Source organism: Yinghuangia seranimata (assembly GCF_029953285.1).
Lineage (GTDB): Bacteria > Actinomycetota > Actinomycetes > Streptomycetales > Streptomycetaceae > Yinghuangia > Yinghuangia seranimata.
The window spans coordinates 93,821-109,358 of record NZ_JASAOI010000028.1 but is presented as its reverse complement, the minus strand read 5'-3'; the positions used below and the strand labels follow the sequence as shown (position 1 = coordinate 109,358).

Sequence of the window (15,538 nt, the reverse complement as noted above, 5' to 3'; positions counted from 1 at the left end):
CGTCTCGGGGCGGCGTCTCGGGGCGGCGTCTCGGGGCGGGTGCGGCCTGCCACCGTCGGAAACGAAAAGCCACCGCGCACCGCCGACTTGGCGGTCCTCGCGCGCGGCGGCTCCGCGACAGGGCCCCGGAACGGCGACGCCGCCCGCACCTTCCCCTTCCGGGGCGGTGCGGGCGGCGTCGTGGTGTCTGTGGTGGCGCCTTCGGGGCGTCAGACCGCCGGGCTCGCGGCCGGGGCCAGGGCGTCCTCCGGGAGGCCGCGCGAGGTGACGATGCGGGCGGTGCCCTCCGCCAGCTGGTACGACAGGCCGACGACCGCGGCGCGGCCCTCGTCGATCAGGTCGGCGAGGACCCGCGAGCGCTCGACCATGCGGTCGACGGTCAGGCGGACGTGCTCGTCGATGATGTCGCGGTCGGCATCGAGGCCGGCCGCACGGGCGGACAGGATGCTCGGCGTCACCCGCTCGACCACGTCGCGCACGTAGCCGGACGTCGGCAGGCCCTCGTCGACCGCCGTCTTGGCCGCCGCCACCGCGCCGCACGAGTCGTGGCCGAGCACGACCACCAGGCGGCAGCCCAGCACGCCCGCGCCGTACTCGACACTGCCGAGCACCTCGGGGCCGAGCACGTGGCCCGCCGTACGGACCACGAAGAGGTCGCCCAGGCCCTGGTCGAAGATGATCTCGGCGGCCAGGCGGGAGTCGGAGCAGCCCAGCAGCACCGCGAACGGCGTCTGCGCGGGCGCCTGCTCCGCACGGCGCGCCGCGTCCTGGTTGGGGTGCTCGGGCCCACCGGCGACAAAGCGCCGGTTGCCTTCGAGGAGCTTCGCGAAGGCTTTGGCCGGGGTGGGTGCGGTGTGCGGCATATATCGGAGGGTACGAGGGGGCGGATCATCGCGCACGGGCAGCCCTGTGTGGGATGGCCCACGCGTGAAGGGCACGGTGGGCTGAAATACACCGTTTCTGGCGATCTCAGGAGGCCGATCTTTCCCCCATACGCGCCTACGCGCCCACTCTCGCGTCCGTGCGCCCCTTTACACCCCTCTATGCCCCCTACGCCGCCTACGCGCCGTGCGCGAGATCACCGGGGTTCGTGTCGGCCCCGTCCACGAGATCACCGGGGTCCGTGTTGGCCCCGCACAGCACCACCGCGACCCGCTCCCCCGGCTCGGGCACATAGGCGCCCGTCTCCAGCGCGGCGAGGGCCGCCCCGGCGGCGTGCTCGACGGCCAGGCGCCGGTCGTCCCACAGCCGGCGCCGGGCCCGCACGATCGCCGCATCGTCCACCAGCACCGAGACGACATCACCACTCCGCGCCCACTCCAACGCGGCCTCACTCACCCGGCGCGCCCCCAGCGAGTCCGCGGCCACCGACTCAACCACCACGTCAACCACCCGGCCCGCCTCGACCGCGGCGTTGAGCGCCCGACACGACACCGGCTCGACGGCGACCGTCCGCACCCCGTACCGCCGCGCCGCAGCCGCCACACCAGCGAACAGTCCCCCGCCCCCGACCGCCACAACAACCGTGTCCAGATCCGGCACCGCGGCGGCGATCTCCTCCAGCAGAGTCCCGGCCCCGGCCGCGATCAGCGGGTTGTCGTACGCATGCGACTCGAGCGCCCCGGTCTCCCCCGCATACGCGTGCGCGGCCACCACGGCCTCGGCGTACTCCCGGCCCACCTGACGCACATCCGCACCCAGATCATGCAGCCGCGCCACCTTCACCCGCGGAGCGGTCTCCGGCAGAAACACCGTCGCCGGCACCCCATGCCGCTTCGCCGCCCACGCACACGCCAACCCGGCGTTCCCACCCGACGCGATCACGACCCCGGCCTCGGGCATCGTCCCGCGCTCAATATGCGCCGCCGTGAAATTCGCCGCCCCGCGCGCCTTGAACGACCCTGTGTACTGCAGGAATTCCAACGCCAGCCAAACCTCGCCGCCCCCGAACCCCCCACCCTCAACCCCCGCCACAGCCACCGGCCGCACAACCCCCACCACCCGCCGCGCGGCCTCGACCACATCCCCATGAGTCAACATGCCGCCGACCCTACGCCGGACCTTCGCGGTCACACGAGCGCGCAGCCCTCCCGCTCCGCGACGGCTTGGGCGTATGCCGCAAAGATCTGCTCCTCGGCACCCCAGAGCTCCCGACCTTCCACGGACAGGAACATTGGGACCCCTGAGCAGGAACCGAAGTAGAGACGACTCGATGAGGGAAAACGACTGGCCTTGTGCATGCCTTCGACCGTGACGCTCTCGCGGCGCCAGTCCGCTTCGAGCCGGGCCGGCTCCCCCTTGACCACCCAAAGCCGAAGGCGCGCCGTGTCATCCGGGTCCCCCGGCGATCGGATCAGGCACTCCTCCCACGCCGGATCACGGCCCGTCCATTGAAAGTCCGTCGGCACCGTCGGCTGGACGCCGGGACGCGACGCAGGCAATCCGCAGATTTCCCCGCTCGCCGGTGTCGGCGTCTTCCGCGCCTGGGCGCCGACAGTCGGTACGGGCAAAGGCGCCGCGGAGCATTTCGCCATGCGGTACACGCCGTTGGCCATGTCAACAAGCAGCGCGGCGACCCGCGCCCTGTTGTCCGGACGACCGGGGAAGTACTTGTAGAACTGGTCCGTTCCCTTGGCGGCGGGCTTCTGATCCCGGACGACCAACCGCGCGAACTTCTCCGGTCCTCCGACTGTGCACGCCGGCAGCCGCACCCAGGCGAACAGATCAGAGCCGATACCGACCAGACCGGCACCGAGCGGCTGCACCGGGCTCAGCTGAGCCTCAAGTCCCGCGGCGTCATCCGTCGCTTTGATGTCGGAGTAGCGTGTACGAACTTGGAATTCGAGCGTTGCATCGACCTGCCGGAGGTCAGGCAGCGAAATCTCACATGTGACCTCGGCCGCCGGGTCGCCGACGAGATCTGATTGTCGACCGTGTGGATAGTCGCCGGCAGGGACCATGCTCTTGAACCGCTCGTCCGGAACCAAGCCGCTGCAGTACGACTTCGCCTGCTCATCGCTCCCCCGCGTCCATACCAGCAATCCCGCGACGACGCCCAGCACGACAACCAGTGCGCCTGCCCATGCACCACGTCTACGTATCGCACCCACCGCCTACCGCTTTCGGATGATCGACGCATAGCCGTCACCGACGCTCGTGTTCGGTCCGCCGCCGTATTCCGGGTGGTACTCGCTCCAGACGTTGACCAGATCCTCCCCGCGGGCGATGCCTGTGGTGTAGATCCTGTCGACCTGGGCGTCGACGACGTCCTGGGAGTCCGGCTTGTTGACCTGCAGAACCTCGCTCACGAACCCGCTGACGCTGGTGCCGAACGCACCGATAGCCACACCCCCGATCGGATTACGCGAGACCACATATGCGGTAGCGGTGGACACGGCCGCATTGCCCCAACGCTCGTAGCGGGTGTACTTGTCGCCCTGGGTTTCGTCACGCTCCTTCGCCGCGTCGCGGACGTCCTGAGCGACCGACTCGTCCAGTACGCCGACGGCTTCGCCGAATTTGTGCGCGAAGGTATTCACCTGACTCATCACAACCGGATCCGCGGGGTTCTTAGGCTGCCCCACGGTGATGCGGTCGAGCGTGATCTTGGCGAACCCTTCTTCCGCCTCCTTCAGCAGTGCGATTCGCCCAGGGCTGTCTGCCAGGTCACCCAGGACACTCTTCAACTCGGATCTGGGGATGTTCGCCACAGTCCCCGGGTCGGGGAGCCCCAGGGTGTTCTTCTGGGCGGATTCCTGCGTCAACCCGAGATGCATCGACTCGACGTTGCCCGCCAGGATCTGCGTGACGCTGCCCTTCAGGACATCAGCAACACCCTTGTCCGCCAGCACCGACACGGTGTTCTCGAGGACGCTGACCGTGTGCTCGTCCGTACGGCCGACGCTACCGGCGACCAGCGCCTGGCCGAGCGCATCCATGTGGGACGAACTTCCCTGGCCGTGCGGGGGCTTGGGAAGGCGCCCGTCGACCAGGTACTCGATCCGGTCCTTGCCGGTGTCTCCCTCGAAGAAATGCGCTGCCGCGTCCGGGCTGTTCTTCAAGGCCACCATCAAGCCGGCGATGCCGTCCTTGGCGGGATTGTCACTACCCAGCGCGTTGGTGTGGGTAGTCCGGTCCAGGTCGATCATGTCGCCGCCGACATCGTTGAGGAACTTGGCGTCGTACTCGCCGTTCCGCAGCAGCTGGCTGAACGTTCCGTTTTGGCCACCGCGTCCGGCCTGTTTGAGATCGTTCATCCACCCTTGGTTGTTCGCAAGAGCCGGACTCGCCGATGCCAAGGTGCTTCCGAGGAGGTCGATGAGCGCCTGGTCACGTGGCTGTCGGCCGATCTGCAGACCGGGGATGCCTGTCTCGGGTTCGAGCTCCTTCGTGATCGAGAGGAGCTTCGTGGGGCAGATCGCCGTCATGACGCTCTCGGCGAAGAGGTCGTTGCCCTCGTTCGCCTTGAGCAGCGCTTCCAGTTCGGCGCGTTCGGCCGGGCTGAGGTTCGGCATCCGCTTCAGCAGGTCCGTCGTGCGCGGGGCGTCCTTGAACGGGTCCGCCGACGGAGTCGCGTTGAACCGTTCATCGCTGCCGCCGACGTCCCGGGTGAGCGCCTGAGCCGCGCTCTGATCCGCGGCCGCGGCACGTGTCCTGGGACAGACGTCTGGCCGTGGCTTCCCTGGTCTGCTGGGTGTGCTCCCACGCCGCGTCGTTCATCGCCTCGCCGGCGGGCGACGGCGGCCATGAGACGTTGATCCCGCCCTGCATCCACTGGCCGATGCTCGGCTCCTGTTCCCAGGTCATGCCCTCGGCCGAGACAGCGTTCAGAGCGTTCTGCAGGTCTCGCTGGGCCGCCGTGAAATCCGAGTGTGCGGTGCGCAGTTGACCCGCGATCGCGGCCGCCTCGACGGCTGCTGCCTCCAGTTGGGTCTGTGCCAGACCGAGACGCTCGTGCGCCTCCGTGCTGGCCTCTCCCTGCCAGAACGCCTGCAGTGCGTCAGTCACCGACGCGCGGAATTCATCCCGCATGACGACGAAGGACTGCGTCATCCTCTCGAAGGCCGCCGCGGTGGCATCGAGGTCCATCAGCTTTGCGTTGATCACGGCAGCGACAGACAGATCCGACATCGGCGATCAGCCTCCGGCCTGCTTGATCTGCTTCTTGACGCGCTCTTCGGCCTGCCTGTAGTTGCGGGCAACCTGCTCCAGGTTGGAGAAGCCCTGCATCAGCGCTTTGAAGAGGCTGTCGACCTGGTGCTCCCAGGTCTCTCCGAGGTATCCCAGCGCACGCGCCGTTTCCCAGCCGTCGATCCCTTTGGCCGCGGCGGTGATCTGGTCCCGGGAACCGTTCGTGTTCCGTTTCAGCGACTCGGCGGTCGAGTCAACCGCCTTGGCAGCGGTGTCCAGTTGATCCGGTGTCACCTTCACGGCGCCCGCGCCGCCCGGAGCCGTCGCGCTCAGCAATCGGGACGGCGACGCCTCCGCCGCACCGTTTGCGTACAACGACGGGTTGAGCGCGCGGTGAATACGTTCCATCTCGTCCATGAGCCCCCGCTCCCGCGCATCCCCCGATGCGCGGCTCCCACGCGCCGCGTGGGAGCCCGCACGCTAGTCGGTTGAGCGAGAAGACCGCAAGAAATCAGGACCATCGGAACAGACCATTCCGATACCGGTCATGATTGGCTCGGGCCTGCGGACGGCTGAGGGAGGCCTTGCGGCCGGGCTCCACCCCGGTTCGGGGCCGGACCCGGGAGTTCGGGCCCGGCCTGGGGGTTACTTGCGGCCGAACTTGGTGGCTACGTAGCGGTCGAGGAACTTCATGGTGGATTGGCTGCGGTTGAAGGTGGTGGGGTCGAGGGGGGCGTTGAAGCGTTTGCGGGTGACGGATTGGGCGCGGGTGAACTCCTTGAGGCCGTCGGCGCCGTGGGTGCGGCCGAAGCCGCTTTCGCCTACGCCGCCGAAGGGGAGGGCGGGGATGCCGGCGTAGGCGATGACGGCGTTGACGGAGACCATGCCGGTGCGGAGGCGGCGGGCGATGTCGATGCCTCGGCGGGCGCCGCCGGCGTAGACGGAGGCGGCGAGGCCGTAGGGGGTGGCGTTGGCGAGGGCGACGGCCTCGTCGACGTCGGCGACGGTGCGGACGGTCACGGTCGGGCCGAAGGTCTCCTCGCAGACGGCCGCGCTGTCCTCGGGGGCGTCGACGAGGACGATCGGGTCGATGAACGGCTCCTTGATGGAGTCGACGCCGCCGACGACCGCTGTGGCGCCCTTGGCGACGGCGTCCTCGACGTGGCGGCGGACGACGTCGACCTGGGACGGCATGGTCATCGGGCCGTAGACGCGGTCGGGGTGCGCGGAGCCGGTCTTCAGTTTGGCTGCTGCCGACTTCAGTTCGGTGAGGAAGGCGGTCTCGAGGCCTTTGACTACGTAGACGCGTTCGATGCCGACGCACGTCTGGCCCGAGTTGGCCATCGCGCCCCACAGCGTCCCGTCGACCGCCGCTTTGATGTCCGCGCCGTCGGCGACGATCAGGGCGTCCTTGCCGCCGCACTCCATCAGCACCGGCGTGAGGTTCTCAGCGCACGCCGCCATCACCTTGCGGCCGGTGCGGGCCGAGCCCGTGAAGGCGATCTTGTCGACGCCGGACGCGCACAGGGCCGCCCCCGTCGCGCCGAGGCCGGTGACGACCTCGAAGACGCCGGACGTGGCGTCCGGGTTGGCGCGGGCGAACGCGTCGGCGAGCCAGACCCCGACGCCCGGGGTGTACTCGCTGGGCTTGAACACGACGGCGTTGCCCGCCGCGAGCGCGTACCCGATCGAGCCCATCGGGGTGAACATCGGGTAGTTCCAAGGCCCGACGACGCCGACGACACCGAGCGGGACGTACTCGACGCTGGCCGCCTGGTTCGCCATCGCCATGCCGCTGGACACCCGGCGGCGGCGCAGCACCCGCCCCGCGTGCCCGGCCGCCCACGTCAACTGCTCGAGGGAGAGCAGGACTTCGAGAAACGCGTCGTCGCGCGGCTTGCCGTTCTCCTCGTGCATCAGCCGGCACAGCGCCTCGCGTTCGCGTGCGATGACGCCCGCCCACGCGCCGAGCCGCCGCTTGCGCTCGCCGGGCGACAGCGCCGACCACCACGCCGCGCCGACCCGGGCGCGCGCGACCGCCTCGCCGACCTCCTCGGCGGTGTGGACCGGGTAGCGGGCGATCTCCTCGCCGGTCGCCGGGTTGAGCGACGCGAACGTCTCGCGCGCCGTGCTGCCGGCCGCGGGGCTTTCGACGGATGCGGTCATGGGGTGCTCCCCTCCTTCGGGGCGGCATGGGCGTCTGACTGCGCGTCGGCGTCGGCGTCTGCGTCTGCGTCTGCGTCTGCGTCTGCGTCGGGGACGGGGGTGGTGTCGGCGGCGTCGCGTACGCGTTCGCGCAGGATGTTCTTGGCGACCTTCCCGGCCGCCGTGAGCGGGAGTTCGGTGACGAACTCGACCGAACGCGGGCACTTGTACCCCGCGATGAGCGTGTGTGCGTGGTCCCGGATCTGCTGCGCCGTCAGCTCGACGCCCTGGTGCGGCACGACGATGGCGTGGACCCGCTCGCCCCACTGCTCGTCGGGTACGCCGATCACCGCGCAGGTCGCGACGCCCGGGTGTGCGCCGACCGCGTTCTCCACCTCGGCCGAGTACACGTTCTCGGCACCGGTCACGATCATGTCCTTGAGCCGGTCGACGACGGTGACGAAGCCGTCGTCGTCCATGAACCCGAGGTCGCCCGTGTGCATGTAGCCGCCGCGCAGGGCCGCCGCGCTCTCCTCGGGCCGGTTCCAGTAGCCGAGCATCATGTTGTCGCCGCACGCGACGATCTCGCCGACGCCGCCGCGCGGCAGTTCGTTGTCGTCCGGCCCGACGATCCGCACGTGGGTGTGCGGCAGCGGACGCCCGGCCGAGCGCAGCCGCTCCGGGTGAGCGTGGTCCTCGGGCATCAACAGGGTTGCCAGCGGCGACAGTTCAGTCTGGCCGTACGCCTGGCACAGCTGCGTCCCGGGCAGCGCGGCGAGCGTGCGCTGCAACAGCGCGTCGCTGATCGGCGAGGCGCCGTAGGTGAGGAACCGCAGCGACGAGGTGTCGTACTTCTCGAAGTCCGGGTGGTCCAGCACCATCTGAATCATCGTCGGGACGAGGAACAGCTCCGTCGCCCGCTGCTCCTGCACCGCTTCCAGGACCGCCCTCGGCTCGAAGAACGGGAGAACGACGGAGCGGAGGCCCATCATCGTCGTCATCAGCCACGTGCCGAAGCCCGCGATGTGGAACATCGGCGCCGCGTACACCGCGCACGCGTCCTCGCCCTCTCGCAGCGAGCCGGTCGCGACCAGGCCGCCGAGCGCGGACGTGAGCAGGTTGGTGTGGCTGAGCATGACGCCCTTGGGGAAGCCCGTCGTGCCGCCGGTGTAGAAGATGCCGGCCAGGTCGGAGCCGGTGCGGCCCGCGTCGGGGACCGGCGCCGCGGCGGCGAGCAGGTCGTCGTACCCGAGCATGTCGCCGGGCGTCGGGCCGGCGCCGAAGTGCACGACGGTGAGCGGGTGTTCGCCGAGCTCGCGCAGTTTGGGCACCATCGCGGCGAACACATCGTCCACGAAAAGGATTTCGGTCTGCGAGTCGTCGAGCGAGTACGCGATCTCCTGCGGACTCCACCTGATGTTGACCGGGTTGACGACGCCGCCCGCCCAGATCGTGCCCGCGAGCACCTCCAGGTAGCGCACCGAGTTGAGCGACAGGACCGCGACGCGGGCGCCGTCACCGGCGCCGATCTCCCGGAGAGCGCCTGCCGCGTGGGCGGTCCGCTCGTAGAACTCCCCGTACGTGACCGTGATCGCGCCCTCGACGAGCGCGGTCCGGCCGGGGTCTTGCTGTGCCATGCGGTGCAGAGGCTGAGTGATACCCATGGGCTCCCCTGGAGAGGTGGAAGAGGTGCCGTACGCAGGTGCTCAGTGCAGGGGGCGCGGCCGCCGGCCACGCGGTTCTCTAACGCTCGCTCAGCACAGCAAACCGCAGGCCGGACCTGGTGGCAACAGGCCCGGCCCGGGTTGTTGAACGTGGTTCAGCGGGATGGCGCGGGGGTCGGCGTTCGCCCCGGTCAGCAGTCCCGCAGTACGGGCGACTGGTTCAGCAACTGCCCGCGCACCGACGTGAACGCCGCGTGCCGCGCCGACCCGCGCGCCCCCTTCGGGAACACCGCGACCCGATGGCAGTTCTGGAACGCCAGCGTCACCCCGTGGTGGCGCTCCAACGCCCCCCGGATCGCGTCACTGGCCAGCGCCCGCAGCAACTGCCCGCGCGCCTGCTCGTCCGGCGGCGGCACCTGGTTGTCCGCGAACTCCCCGCCGTCGACCTCCAGCCGCGCCACCAACTCGGCGACCAGCTCCCACGCGTAGGGCAGCGACGCGCGTATGCACTCGACGAATTCCGCTTCATCCACCTCGCCGGCCTCGGCCTGCGCAAGCAGCTCCGGCGGCACATCCAGCGACATGACGGACTCCTCTCCCAACTGGCTTGAGCAGTACGGGAACTGACTCACGGTATGCCAGCGTGTGCGGGAAGTACCAGGCCTGTGCCCGGACGCTGGAGATCCGCGGTCCAGAGATCTGCGGTCCCGGAGATCCTCGGTCTAGAGATCCGCGGTGCAGTGCTCGCGCGCGGTGTAGTCGGCGACGAAGGCGCGGAAGGCCCTCTCGGTCTCGGCGCTCCGGTCCGTGTAGGTGCGGAATCCGTTCTTGAGGGAGAAGAGCACCGGGGCACCGCCACAGGTCCCGGTGACCCACGCCGAGTCGCTCTGCAGGCGGCCGCTGTCCGGACCGGTGCCGAGCGGGCTGCCGTACGGGTCCTTCACGTAACGGACGAGATCGCCGCGCAGCACCGTAAATCGGGCGCTGTCGAGTGTGTTGGTGCCGCCGGCGTAGATGGTGCAGGTGTACAGCACGCCTCCGCCGGGGCCTTCCGCGTACGAGGTGGGCGGATCCCCGCCGGTCGACGGCAGCGCCTGCGCCGGGACACCGCAGACCGGGCCCGACGGCAGCGGCTTGCGGGTGTCCGCCCAGACCCGCCACGTAAACGTGAAGAGGTCCTCGCCGTTGCCGAGCGGCTGGCCACCCACCTGCGGAGCCGGTTTCGGTGCCGGCGGAACGACGGCGTCCGGAAGACGCGGACCGCCGCAGCCGGCTCGCTCTCCGATGACGCGCGCGGCGCGTACCAGCGCCTTCGCCAACAGCGTCCGCTGGAAGCCACCGCTGTTGTGCCCACTCCCGGGAGTCGCCTGAAGGGATACGAACAACGGTGCTCCATCCGCGATTTGCGGGCACGGCAACACGAGCCATGCGGCGCTCCGGGCCGTCACTCCCTGGATCCCGGGACCGACCGGCGCGGCGCCGACCCACATCGCCGACGTCACGTCGCGCACGACGCCCGCGGCCCTCGGCAGAACGTAGGCGGACAGCACCAACGCACCGACGCTGCACTCGACTTCGGGCGACCCCGGGCGCCGCTCACGCCGCATGAACGGATGAACGGTACGCGCGGATCCGACACCCTCTACGTCGTCGGTGCGGATCAAGCCGTCGCACACGGTGTCCGGCACGCTCGCCTCCGCGACGAGATCGCGCGTCCACAGGGCCGCGGCGGCGACCAGCGACAGCGTGCAGACGACGATGAGGAAGCGCGTCGCGGGGCCGTGGCGCAGCCAGACGCGGTTCAGGCCCCGGCGCCACCGCGTGGCCGTCGCGGGCTGCTCGGTCACGGGCGCTCACCCCCCTCGGACAGGACGACGCACCCGTTCCGGCGCACATTGAGGTCGATGAACGCGTCGAACTGGCGCCGCAGTTCGGCGCGGCGTTCGGCGACCTCGGGGCCGTTCGGTGCGCCGTTGTCAATGTTCGAGACGAGACCCGACAGCCAGGTGACCCGCTCAGTGCCGCACCGGGCTTCGGCGCGGAACTCCTGTATGCGGGTGGTCCCGTAGCTGTTGAGAGGCTGCGTCACGCCTGTGGACGATGCCCCCAAGCCGACCAGCGGGCCTCGATACGTGCTGATCACGTGCGAGCCCCAGCCCTTGCCGTACGTGAAGACCCTCCGGAGGCCGCATTGCTGCATGCCTGCCCCGGGCGGACCCCAGACCTTCCCGGCATCGGAGCCGGCGGCGGTGGCGGACACAGGAGGCAGCGCCGGGAGCACCTCTCCGCAGATCGCGTCCGGTGCGAGGCCCTTGCGTTCGAACGCGGGCGGCTCGGCGGGCACGACCGGGTCAGGAGCGCCGGCCGCGCTCGGACACCCCGCCCGCGCCGCGACGTTGCGGAGCGCGTGCGCGGCCAACCGGGCGAGCTCGACCCGCTCGTCGTCCTGGAAATCGCCCGCAAGCCGGTTGACCGGCGCCCCGTACCCGTCGACCAACGCCGCCCGAGCGAAGAGCCCCTGGTCACTTCCCAGTTCGGGACACGACACAGCAACCCACGCAGCGCTCTCCGCGGCAAGGCCGGCCTGGTAGCCGCCAGGCACTGTGCCGGGCGTCGGATCCGTATCCAACATCGTCGTCGCCGGATCGACGTCGGCGACGGGGCGCACCTCGACCCGGAGCAGATAGGCCCCGTCGATGTCGCACCGGAACCCGCGGTCGTCGGCACTGGGCAGATGCTCGGCTCGCACGACCACCTCCTTGGCGGCCCGCATGGCCACCAGGACGGACACGTCCGCAGGCTCCACGCCACCACCGCACAGCTGCTGCGGAACGCGCGCGGGAGAGACGGTGTCCACACGTATCCGCTCGTGATCGCGGTCATGCGTGGCGTCCCAGCTCCACCAGGGCAACGCCACGGCGGCGGCGAAGACGAGCAGCCAGAGCAGGCATCCGCCAAGTGACTCCTCGGCGGGAGCGGGCAACGGAGCGGCAGCAGGCGCGGCGGTGGACGCGGACCCGCCGTCGCCGTCCGTCGGCTCGAGACCTCCCAACCGGCACCTCCCCCGTGTCCGTGGCCGGGAAGCCTAGCGCACAACCGAACGGACGTATGGGTGTGCGGTGTTGCGGATTCACGCCCTCCAGATGTGAACAGTCCGAGAATGCCGAAACGCGCCATCCGAACGGATGTTATGTTCCGGTTGCATCGGGTTCGACGATCGCCGCTATTACGGGGGATAGCGTCATGGGGGAACCGAACATCCACGTCAACACACCCGTCTTGCGCGAGTCCGCCGGCAACGCCCATGCCGTGGCTGAGGCCCTTACCTATCCGACCGACAACATGGCTTCGGCAAGCCAGGAAGTCGGGGGCGCGCTCGCAGGGTTCGCCATCGCGGGTGCGCTGGCTGGCATCGCCGACCACTGGGCCAACCAGATCCGCTTCATCAGCACCGGCTACCGCGGCGCCGGAGACAATCTCGACGGCACCGCCAAGGCCCACGAGGACGCCGACGCGAGGGCACGGCAGTTGCTGGAAGACGCGAAGCCGGTCCCGTCAGGCGACGGGCGGGGCTGGTACTAGCGATGGTGAACGTCTACCAACTCCGGGACGCCAGACTGCTGGTGCTCGGCGACGCCGTCCACAAGTGGCACCTGCTGGTCACGGCACTGGACACCGCCGAGGCGGACGCCGCCAAGGGCGTTGCCGCCAAACTCCGGGCGTCGGCCTGGCTGGGGCAGGACGCCGACGCCGCGTACCGCAACCTCGACCGCCTCGACGACGACCTGCGCCTGGCCGCCGCCGAGGCCCGGCTGGTCTTCACCGCACTCGAACGGGCGTCCAGCACACTCGACCAGTGCCAACGAGACCTGCGACCGCTGCTGGACCAGGCCGCCGGGAAGTTCTTCGTGACGGAGAACGGCGACGTGTTGTTCGAGCAAATGCGTTCATCGCCAGGGGCGTTGCCGGAGGACGTCAACGCCGTCGTGGCCGAGAACCACGCTATGGCCGACGGGGCCGCGCGGTTGCAGGCGTCCATCAGCGCGATCATGAAGCGCGCCAACGACGCAGACAACAGCCTCGCGGGCGCACTCGCCAAACTCGACGTCGCGGCGCGAAACGACACGACCTTGGCGAGCTGGCAGGACCTGGCCGCGGACACGACGGCCGTCGCGGGTCCGGCAGGCGTCGATCTCGCCGCCATCCCGAAGAACAATCCGCAGGCGGCGGCCGCGTGGTGGAACGGGCTGACCGACACACAGAGGCAGCAGTACCTGGCCCTGGCGCCGCAGGAGATCGGACACACGAACGGCCTGCCCTCCGACGTTCGCGACCGCGCCAACAGGATCGCGCTGAAGGAGGCCAAGGTGCAGGCGCAGAAGGAACTAGACGACGCGCAGGCGAAATTCGACAAGTACAAGAGCTCCAAGACCTGGGAGAGGTGGGCGCACGAGCTTCAGGACGCCAAGCACCGGATGGAGGGCATCACGTCCTTGGAAAGCAAGCTCGACTCGCAAGAGGACATCAAGGGCCACGAAGGCACCTACATACCACCGGCATTCCTCCTCGACTTCAGCCCCGAGACGTACCACGAGGACGGCACGGCCGTGGTCGCCATCGGCAACCCCGACACGTCGCAGCACACCGCCGTCTACGTTCCCGGTACAGGCGTCAACCTGCCGAAAATCGACGAGAGCATCGACAGGACGCGTGACCTGTGGATGGACACTCAGAAGTTCGCGGGTCCCGATGCCGTCTCGACCGTCATGTGGCTCGGCCACGACATGCCCGACAACGTCGTACAGTCCGCACCTCGAGGCTCGGTGGACGGCGTCGCCCCACCACTGCGGCAGTTCGTCGACGGCGTCAACGCGTCGCACCAGGGCCCTCCCGCCCACACCACGGTCATCGGCCACAGCATCGGATCCACCGCCGTCGGCGTCGCCTCCCAGGGCCATCCGCTCCCGGTGCAGGACATCGTCGCGGTCGGCAGCCCGGGGATGCACGTGGACGACGCTTCCGGACTGGGCATGCCGCCAGGACACGTCTGGTCGGCACTCGCGGACGGCGACGACCTGGTGTCCAGCTTGGGTCGGATGACGCACGGCGGGCACGGCGCCGACCTCATTCCCTCCGACACGTCGTTCGGCGCCAACCGCTTCCGAACCGACGGCGCGCACGGGCATTTCGAGTACATGGACGAAAACGAATCCCGGATGAACATCGCCAAGATCGTCACGCAGCACTACTCCAGCGTCAGTCTCAAGTGGGGAACACCTCCGTGAGAGCGCGCTTCCGCGCGGTCGCGGCGATCACCGCAGCGGTGTGTCTCGCGGCACTCCTCACAGCCGGGTGCGACACGCGCCGGAGCGGCGGAACCCCGGACACCTGGAAAGGCAGGAAATTGGAGGTTCTCGGCTACGAGGAAGCGAGGAACCGGCTGGCCGGGTTGTCGGCAAGGCTGTTCGACGCGGCGCAGATGAACGGCGGCAAGGAAGGCTTCTGGGCGTTCGCCAAGAGCGACTGCGACGACAGCAACGGAGACGCGATCCCCGGGCTGTACAAACTGCGGCACATCTGGAACTGGGACGACGTCGCCCCCGACCGGCTCAATCCGGCCGTCGAACGCATCAGAGAGCTGCTCGGCGGCTGGCCCGGATGGGACGTCTCGAACTTCAGATACACGACGGACACCCACTCGGCCATACTCACCGCATACGGGCCCGACAACACGTTCTGGGTCGACGTCGAGGTGGTGCCGGACTACAAGCGCGTCACCTTCACCGTGGCGCTGCCCTGTGCCAGGTTCCCCGCAGAGGAGCTCAGGCCCAGCCCGGGAAGCACCGTCACGTGAGTCCCGGACGGTGGGGCAGGCGTTGTCAGTGGGGCGGTTAGGCTGGTCCCCATGCGTCTCGTCATCGCCCGCTGCACCGTCGACTACGCGGGACGGCTCTCCGCCCACCTGCCCTCCGCCCAGCGCCTGATCATGGTCAAGGCCGACGGAAGCGTGTCCATCCACGCCGACGACCGTGCGTACAAGCCGCTCAACTGGATGAGCCCGCCGTGCTCCCTCAAGGAGGAGGGCGACGTCTGGACGGTCGTCAACAAGGCCGGCGAGAAGCTGATCATCTCCATCGAGGAGACACTGCACGACTCGTCCCACGAGCTCGGCGTCGACCCCGGCCTGGTCAAGGACGGCGTCGAGGCGCACCTGCAGGAGCTGCTCGCCGACCGGATCACCACGCTCGGTGACGGCTGGACCCTCGTCCGACGCGAGTACCCGACGGCCATCGGCCCCGTCGACATCCTGTGCCGCGACTCCGACGGCGGCACCGTCGCCGTCGAGATCAAGCGGCGCGGCGAGATCGACGGCGTCGAACAGCTCACCCGCTACCTCGAGCTCCTCAACCGCGACCCGCTGCTGGCCCCGGTCAAGGGCATCTTCGCGGCGCAGGAGATCAAGCCGCAGGCGAAGGTGCTGGCGACCGACCGCGGCATCGGCTGCGTCGTCCTGGACTACGACGCGCTGCGGGGCGTCGAGGACGACAAGCTGAAGCTGTTCTAGACGAGACCGCGACCGCGCGAATCGACGACGCCGC

The 15,538-nt window shown here is 69.5% G+C and carries 15 protein-coding genes; 4 read left to right on the top strand and 11 right to left on the bottom strand.

The annotated features are described in order from the left end of the window. Positions 1 to 209 precede the first annotated feature (209 nt). The 11 genes from QI554_RS18850 to QI554_RS18800 all read right to left on the bottom strand — a co-directional run bounded on the left by QI554_RS18850 (position 210) and on the right by QI554_RS18800 (position 11,991). On the bottom strand, positions 210 to 863 hold the full coding sequence (locus QI554_RS18850; RefSeq protein WP_281471224.1) for a carbonic anhydrase: 654 nt from the start codon (positions 861 to 863) through the stop codon (positions 210 to 212). A gap of 196 nt (positions 864 to 1,059) precedes the next feature. Continuing rightward, a complete protein-coding gene (locus QI554_RS18845) occupies positions 1,060 to 2,040 on the bottom strand; it encodes a serine/threonine dehydratase (protein WP_281471223.1) in 981 nt (326 codons plus the stop codon). A gap of 29 nt (positions 2,041 to 2,069) precedes the next feature. Further along, positions 2,070 to 3,062: a hypothetical protein gene (locus tag QI554_RS18840; RefSeq protein WP_281471222.1), complete on the bottom strand. Its 993-nt coding sequence runs from the start codon at positions 3,060 to 3,062 to the stop codon at positions 2,070 to 2,072. Between the two features lie 51 nt (positions 3,063 to 3,113). Next, a complete protein-coding gene (locus tag QI554_RS18835; RefSeq protein ID WP_281471221.1) occupies positions 3,114 to 4,514 on the bottom strand; it encodes a hypothetical protein in 1,401 nt (466 codons plus the stop codon). 70 nt (positions 4,515 to 4,584) lie between these two features. Then, complete coding sequence (locus QI554_RS18830) at positions 4,585 to 5,130, bottom strand: hypothetical protein (RefSeq protein WP_281471220.1); 546 nt, start codon at positions 5,128 to 5,130, stop codon at positions 4,585 to 4,587. A 6-nt stretch (positions 5,131 to 5,136) separates the two neighbouring features. Then, on the bottom strand, positions 5,137 to 5,547 hold the full coding sequence (locus QI554_RS18825; protein WP_281471219.1) for a hypothetical protein: 411 nt from the start codon (positions 5,545 to 5,547) through the stop codon (positions 5,137 to 5,139). 228 nt (positions 5,548 to 5,775) lie between these two features. After that, complete coding sequence (locus QI554_RS18820) at positions 5,776 to 7,296, bottom strand: aldehyde dehydrogenase family protein (protein ID WP_281471218.1); 1,521 nt, start codon at positions 7,294 to 7,296, stop codon at positions 5,776 to 5,778. Further along, complete coding sequence (locus QI554_RS18815) at positions 7,293 to 8,939, bottom strand: acyl-CoA synthetase (RefSeq protein ID WP_281471217.1); 1,647 nt, start codon at positions 8,937 to 8,939, stop codon at positions 7,293 to 7,295. The genes QI554_RS18820 and QI554_RS18815 overlap by 4 nt, the downstream gene beginning before the upstream one ends. 191 nt (positions 8,940 to 9,130) lie before the next feature. After that, positions 9,131 to 9,523: an SCO5389 family protein gene (locus QI554_RS18810; protein WP_281471216.1), complete on the bottom strand. Its 393-nt coding sequence runs from the start codon at positions 9,521 to 9,523 to the stop codon at positions 9,131 to 9,133. A gap of 138 nt (positions 9,524 to 9,661) precedes the next feature. Further along, a complete protein-coding gene (locus QI554_RS18805; protein WP_281471215.1) occupies positions 9,662 to 10,786 on the bottom strand; it encodes a hypothetical protein in 1,125 nt (374 codons plus the stop codon). After that, entirely contained in the window at positions 10,783 to 11,991 is a 1,209-nt protein-coding gene (locus QI554_RS18800; RefSeq protein WP_281471214.1) for a hypothetical protein, read from the bottom strand. Before QI554_RS18800 ends, QI554_RS18805 begins: the two co-directional genes overlap by 4 nt. A gap of 191 nt (positions 11,992 to 12,182) precedes the next feature. Here QI554_RS18800 and QI554_RS18795 point away from each other — a divergent pair, with 191 nt between their 5' ends. The 4 genes from QI554_RS18795 to nucS all read left to right on the top strand — a co-directional run bounded on the left by QI554_RS18795 (position 12,183) and on the right by nucS (position 15,504). Then, the gene (locus QI554_RS18795; protein ID WP_281471213.1) at positions 12,183 to 12,521 is read left to right on the top strand and encodes a type VII secretion target; all 339 of its coding nucleotides are present in this window, start codon (positions 12,183 to 12,185) and stop codon (positions 12,519 to 12,521) included. Positions 12,522 to 12,523: 2 nt separating this feature from the next. After that, on the top strand, positions 12,524 to 14,224 hold the full coding sequence (locus QI554_RS18790; RefSeq protein WP_281471212.1) for an alpha/beta hydrolase: 1,701 nt from the start codon (positions 12,524 to 12,526) through the stop codon (positions 14,222 to 14,224). A gap of 119 nt (positions 14,225 to 14,343) precedes the next feature. Beyond that, the gene (locus QI554_RS18785) at positions 14,344 to 14,793 is read left to right on the top strand and encodes a hypothetical protein (RefSeq protein ID WP_281471211.1); all 450 of its coding nucleotides are present in this window, start codon (positions 14,344 to 14,346) and stop codon (positions 14,791 to 14,793) included. Positions 14,794 to 14,844: 51 nt separating this feature from the next. Next, positions 14,845 to 15,504: an endonuclease NucS gene (gene nucS / locus QI554_RS18780; protein WP_281471210.1), complete on the top strand. Its 660-nt coding sequence runs from the start codon at positions 14,845 to 14,847 to the stop codon at positions 15,502 to 15,504. Positions 15,505 to 15,538 lie beyond the last annotated feature (34 nt).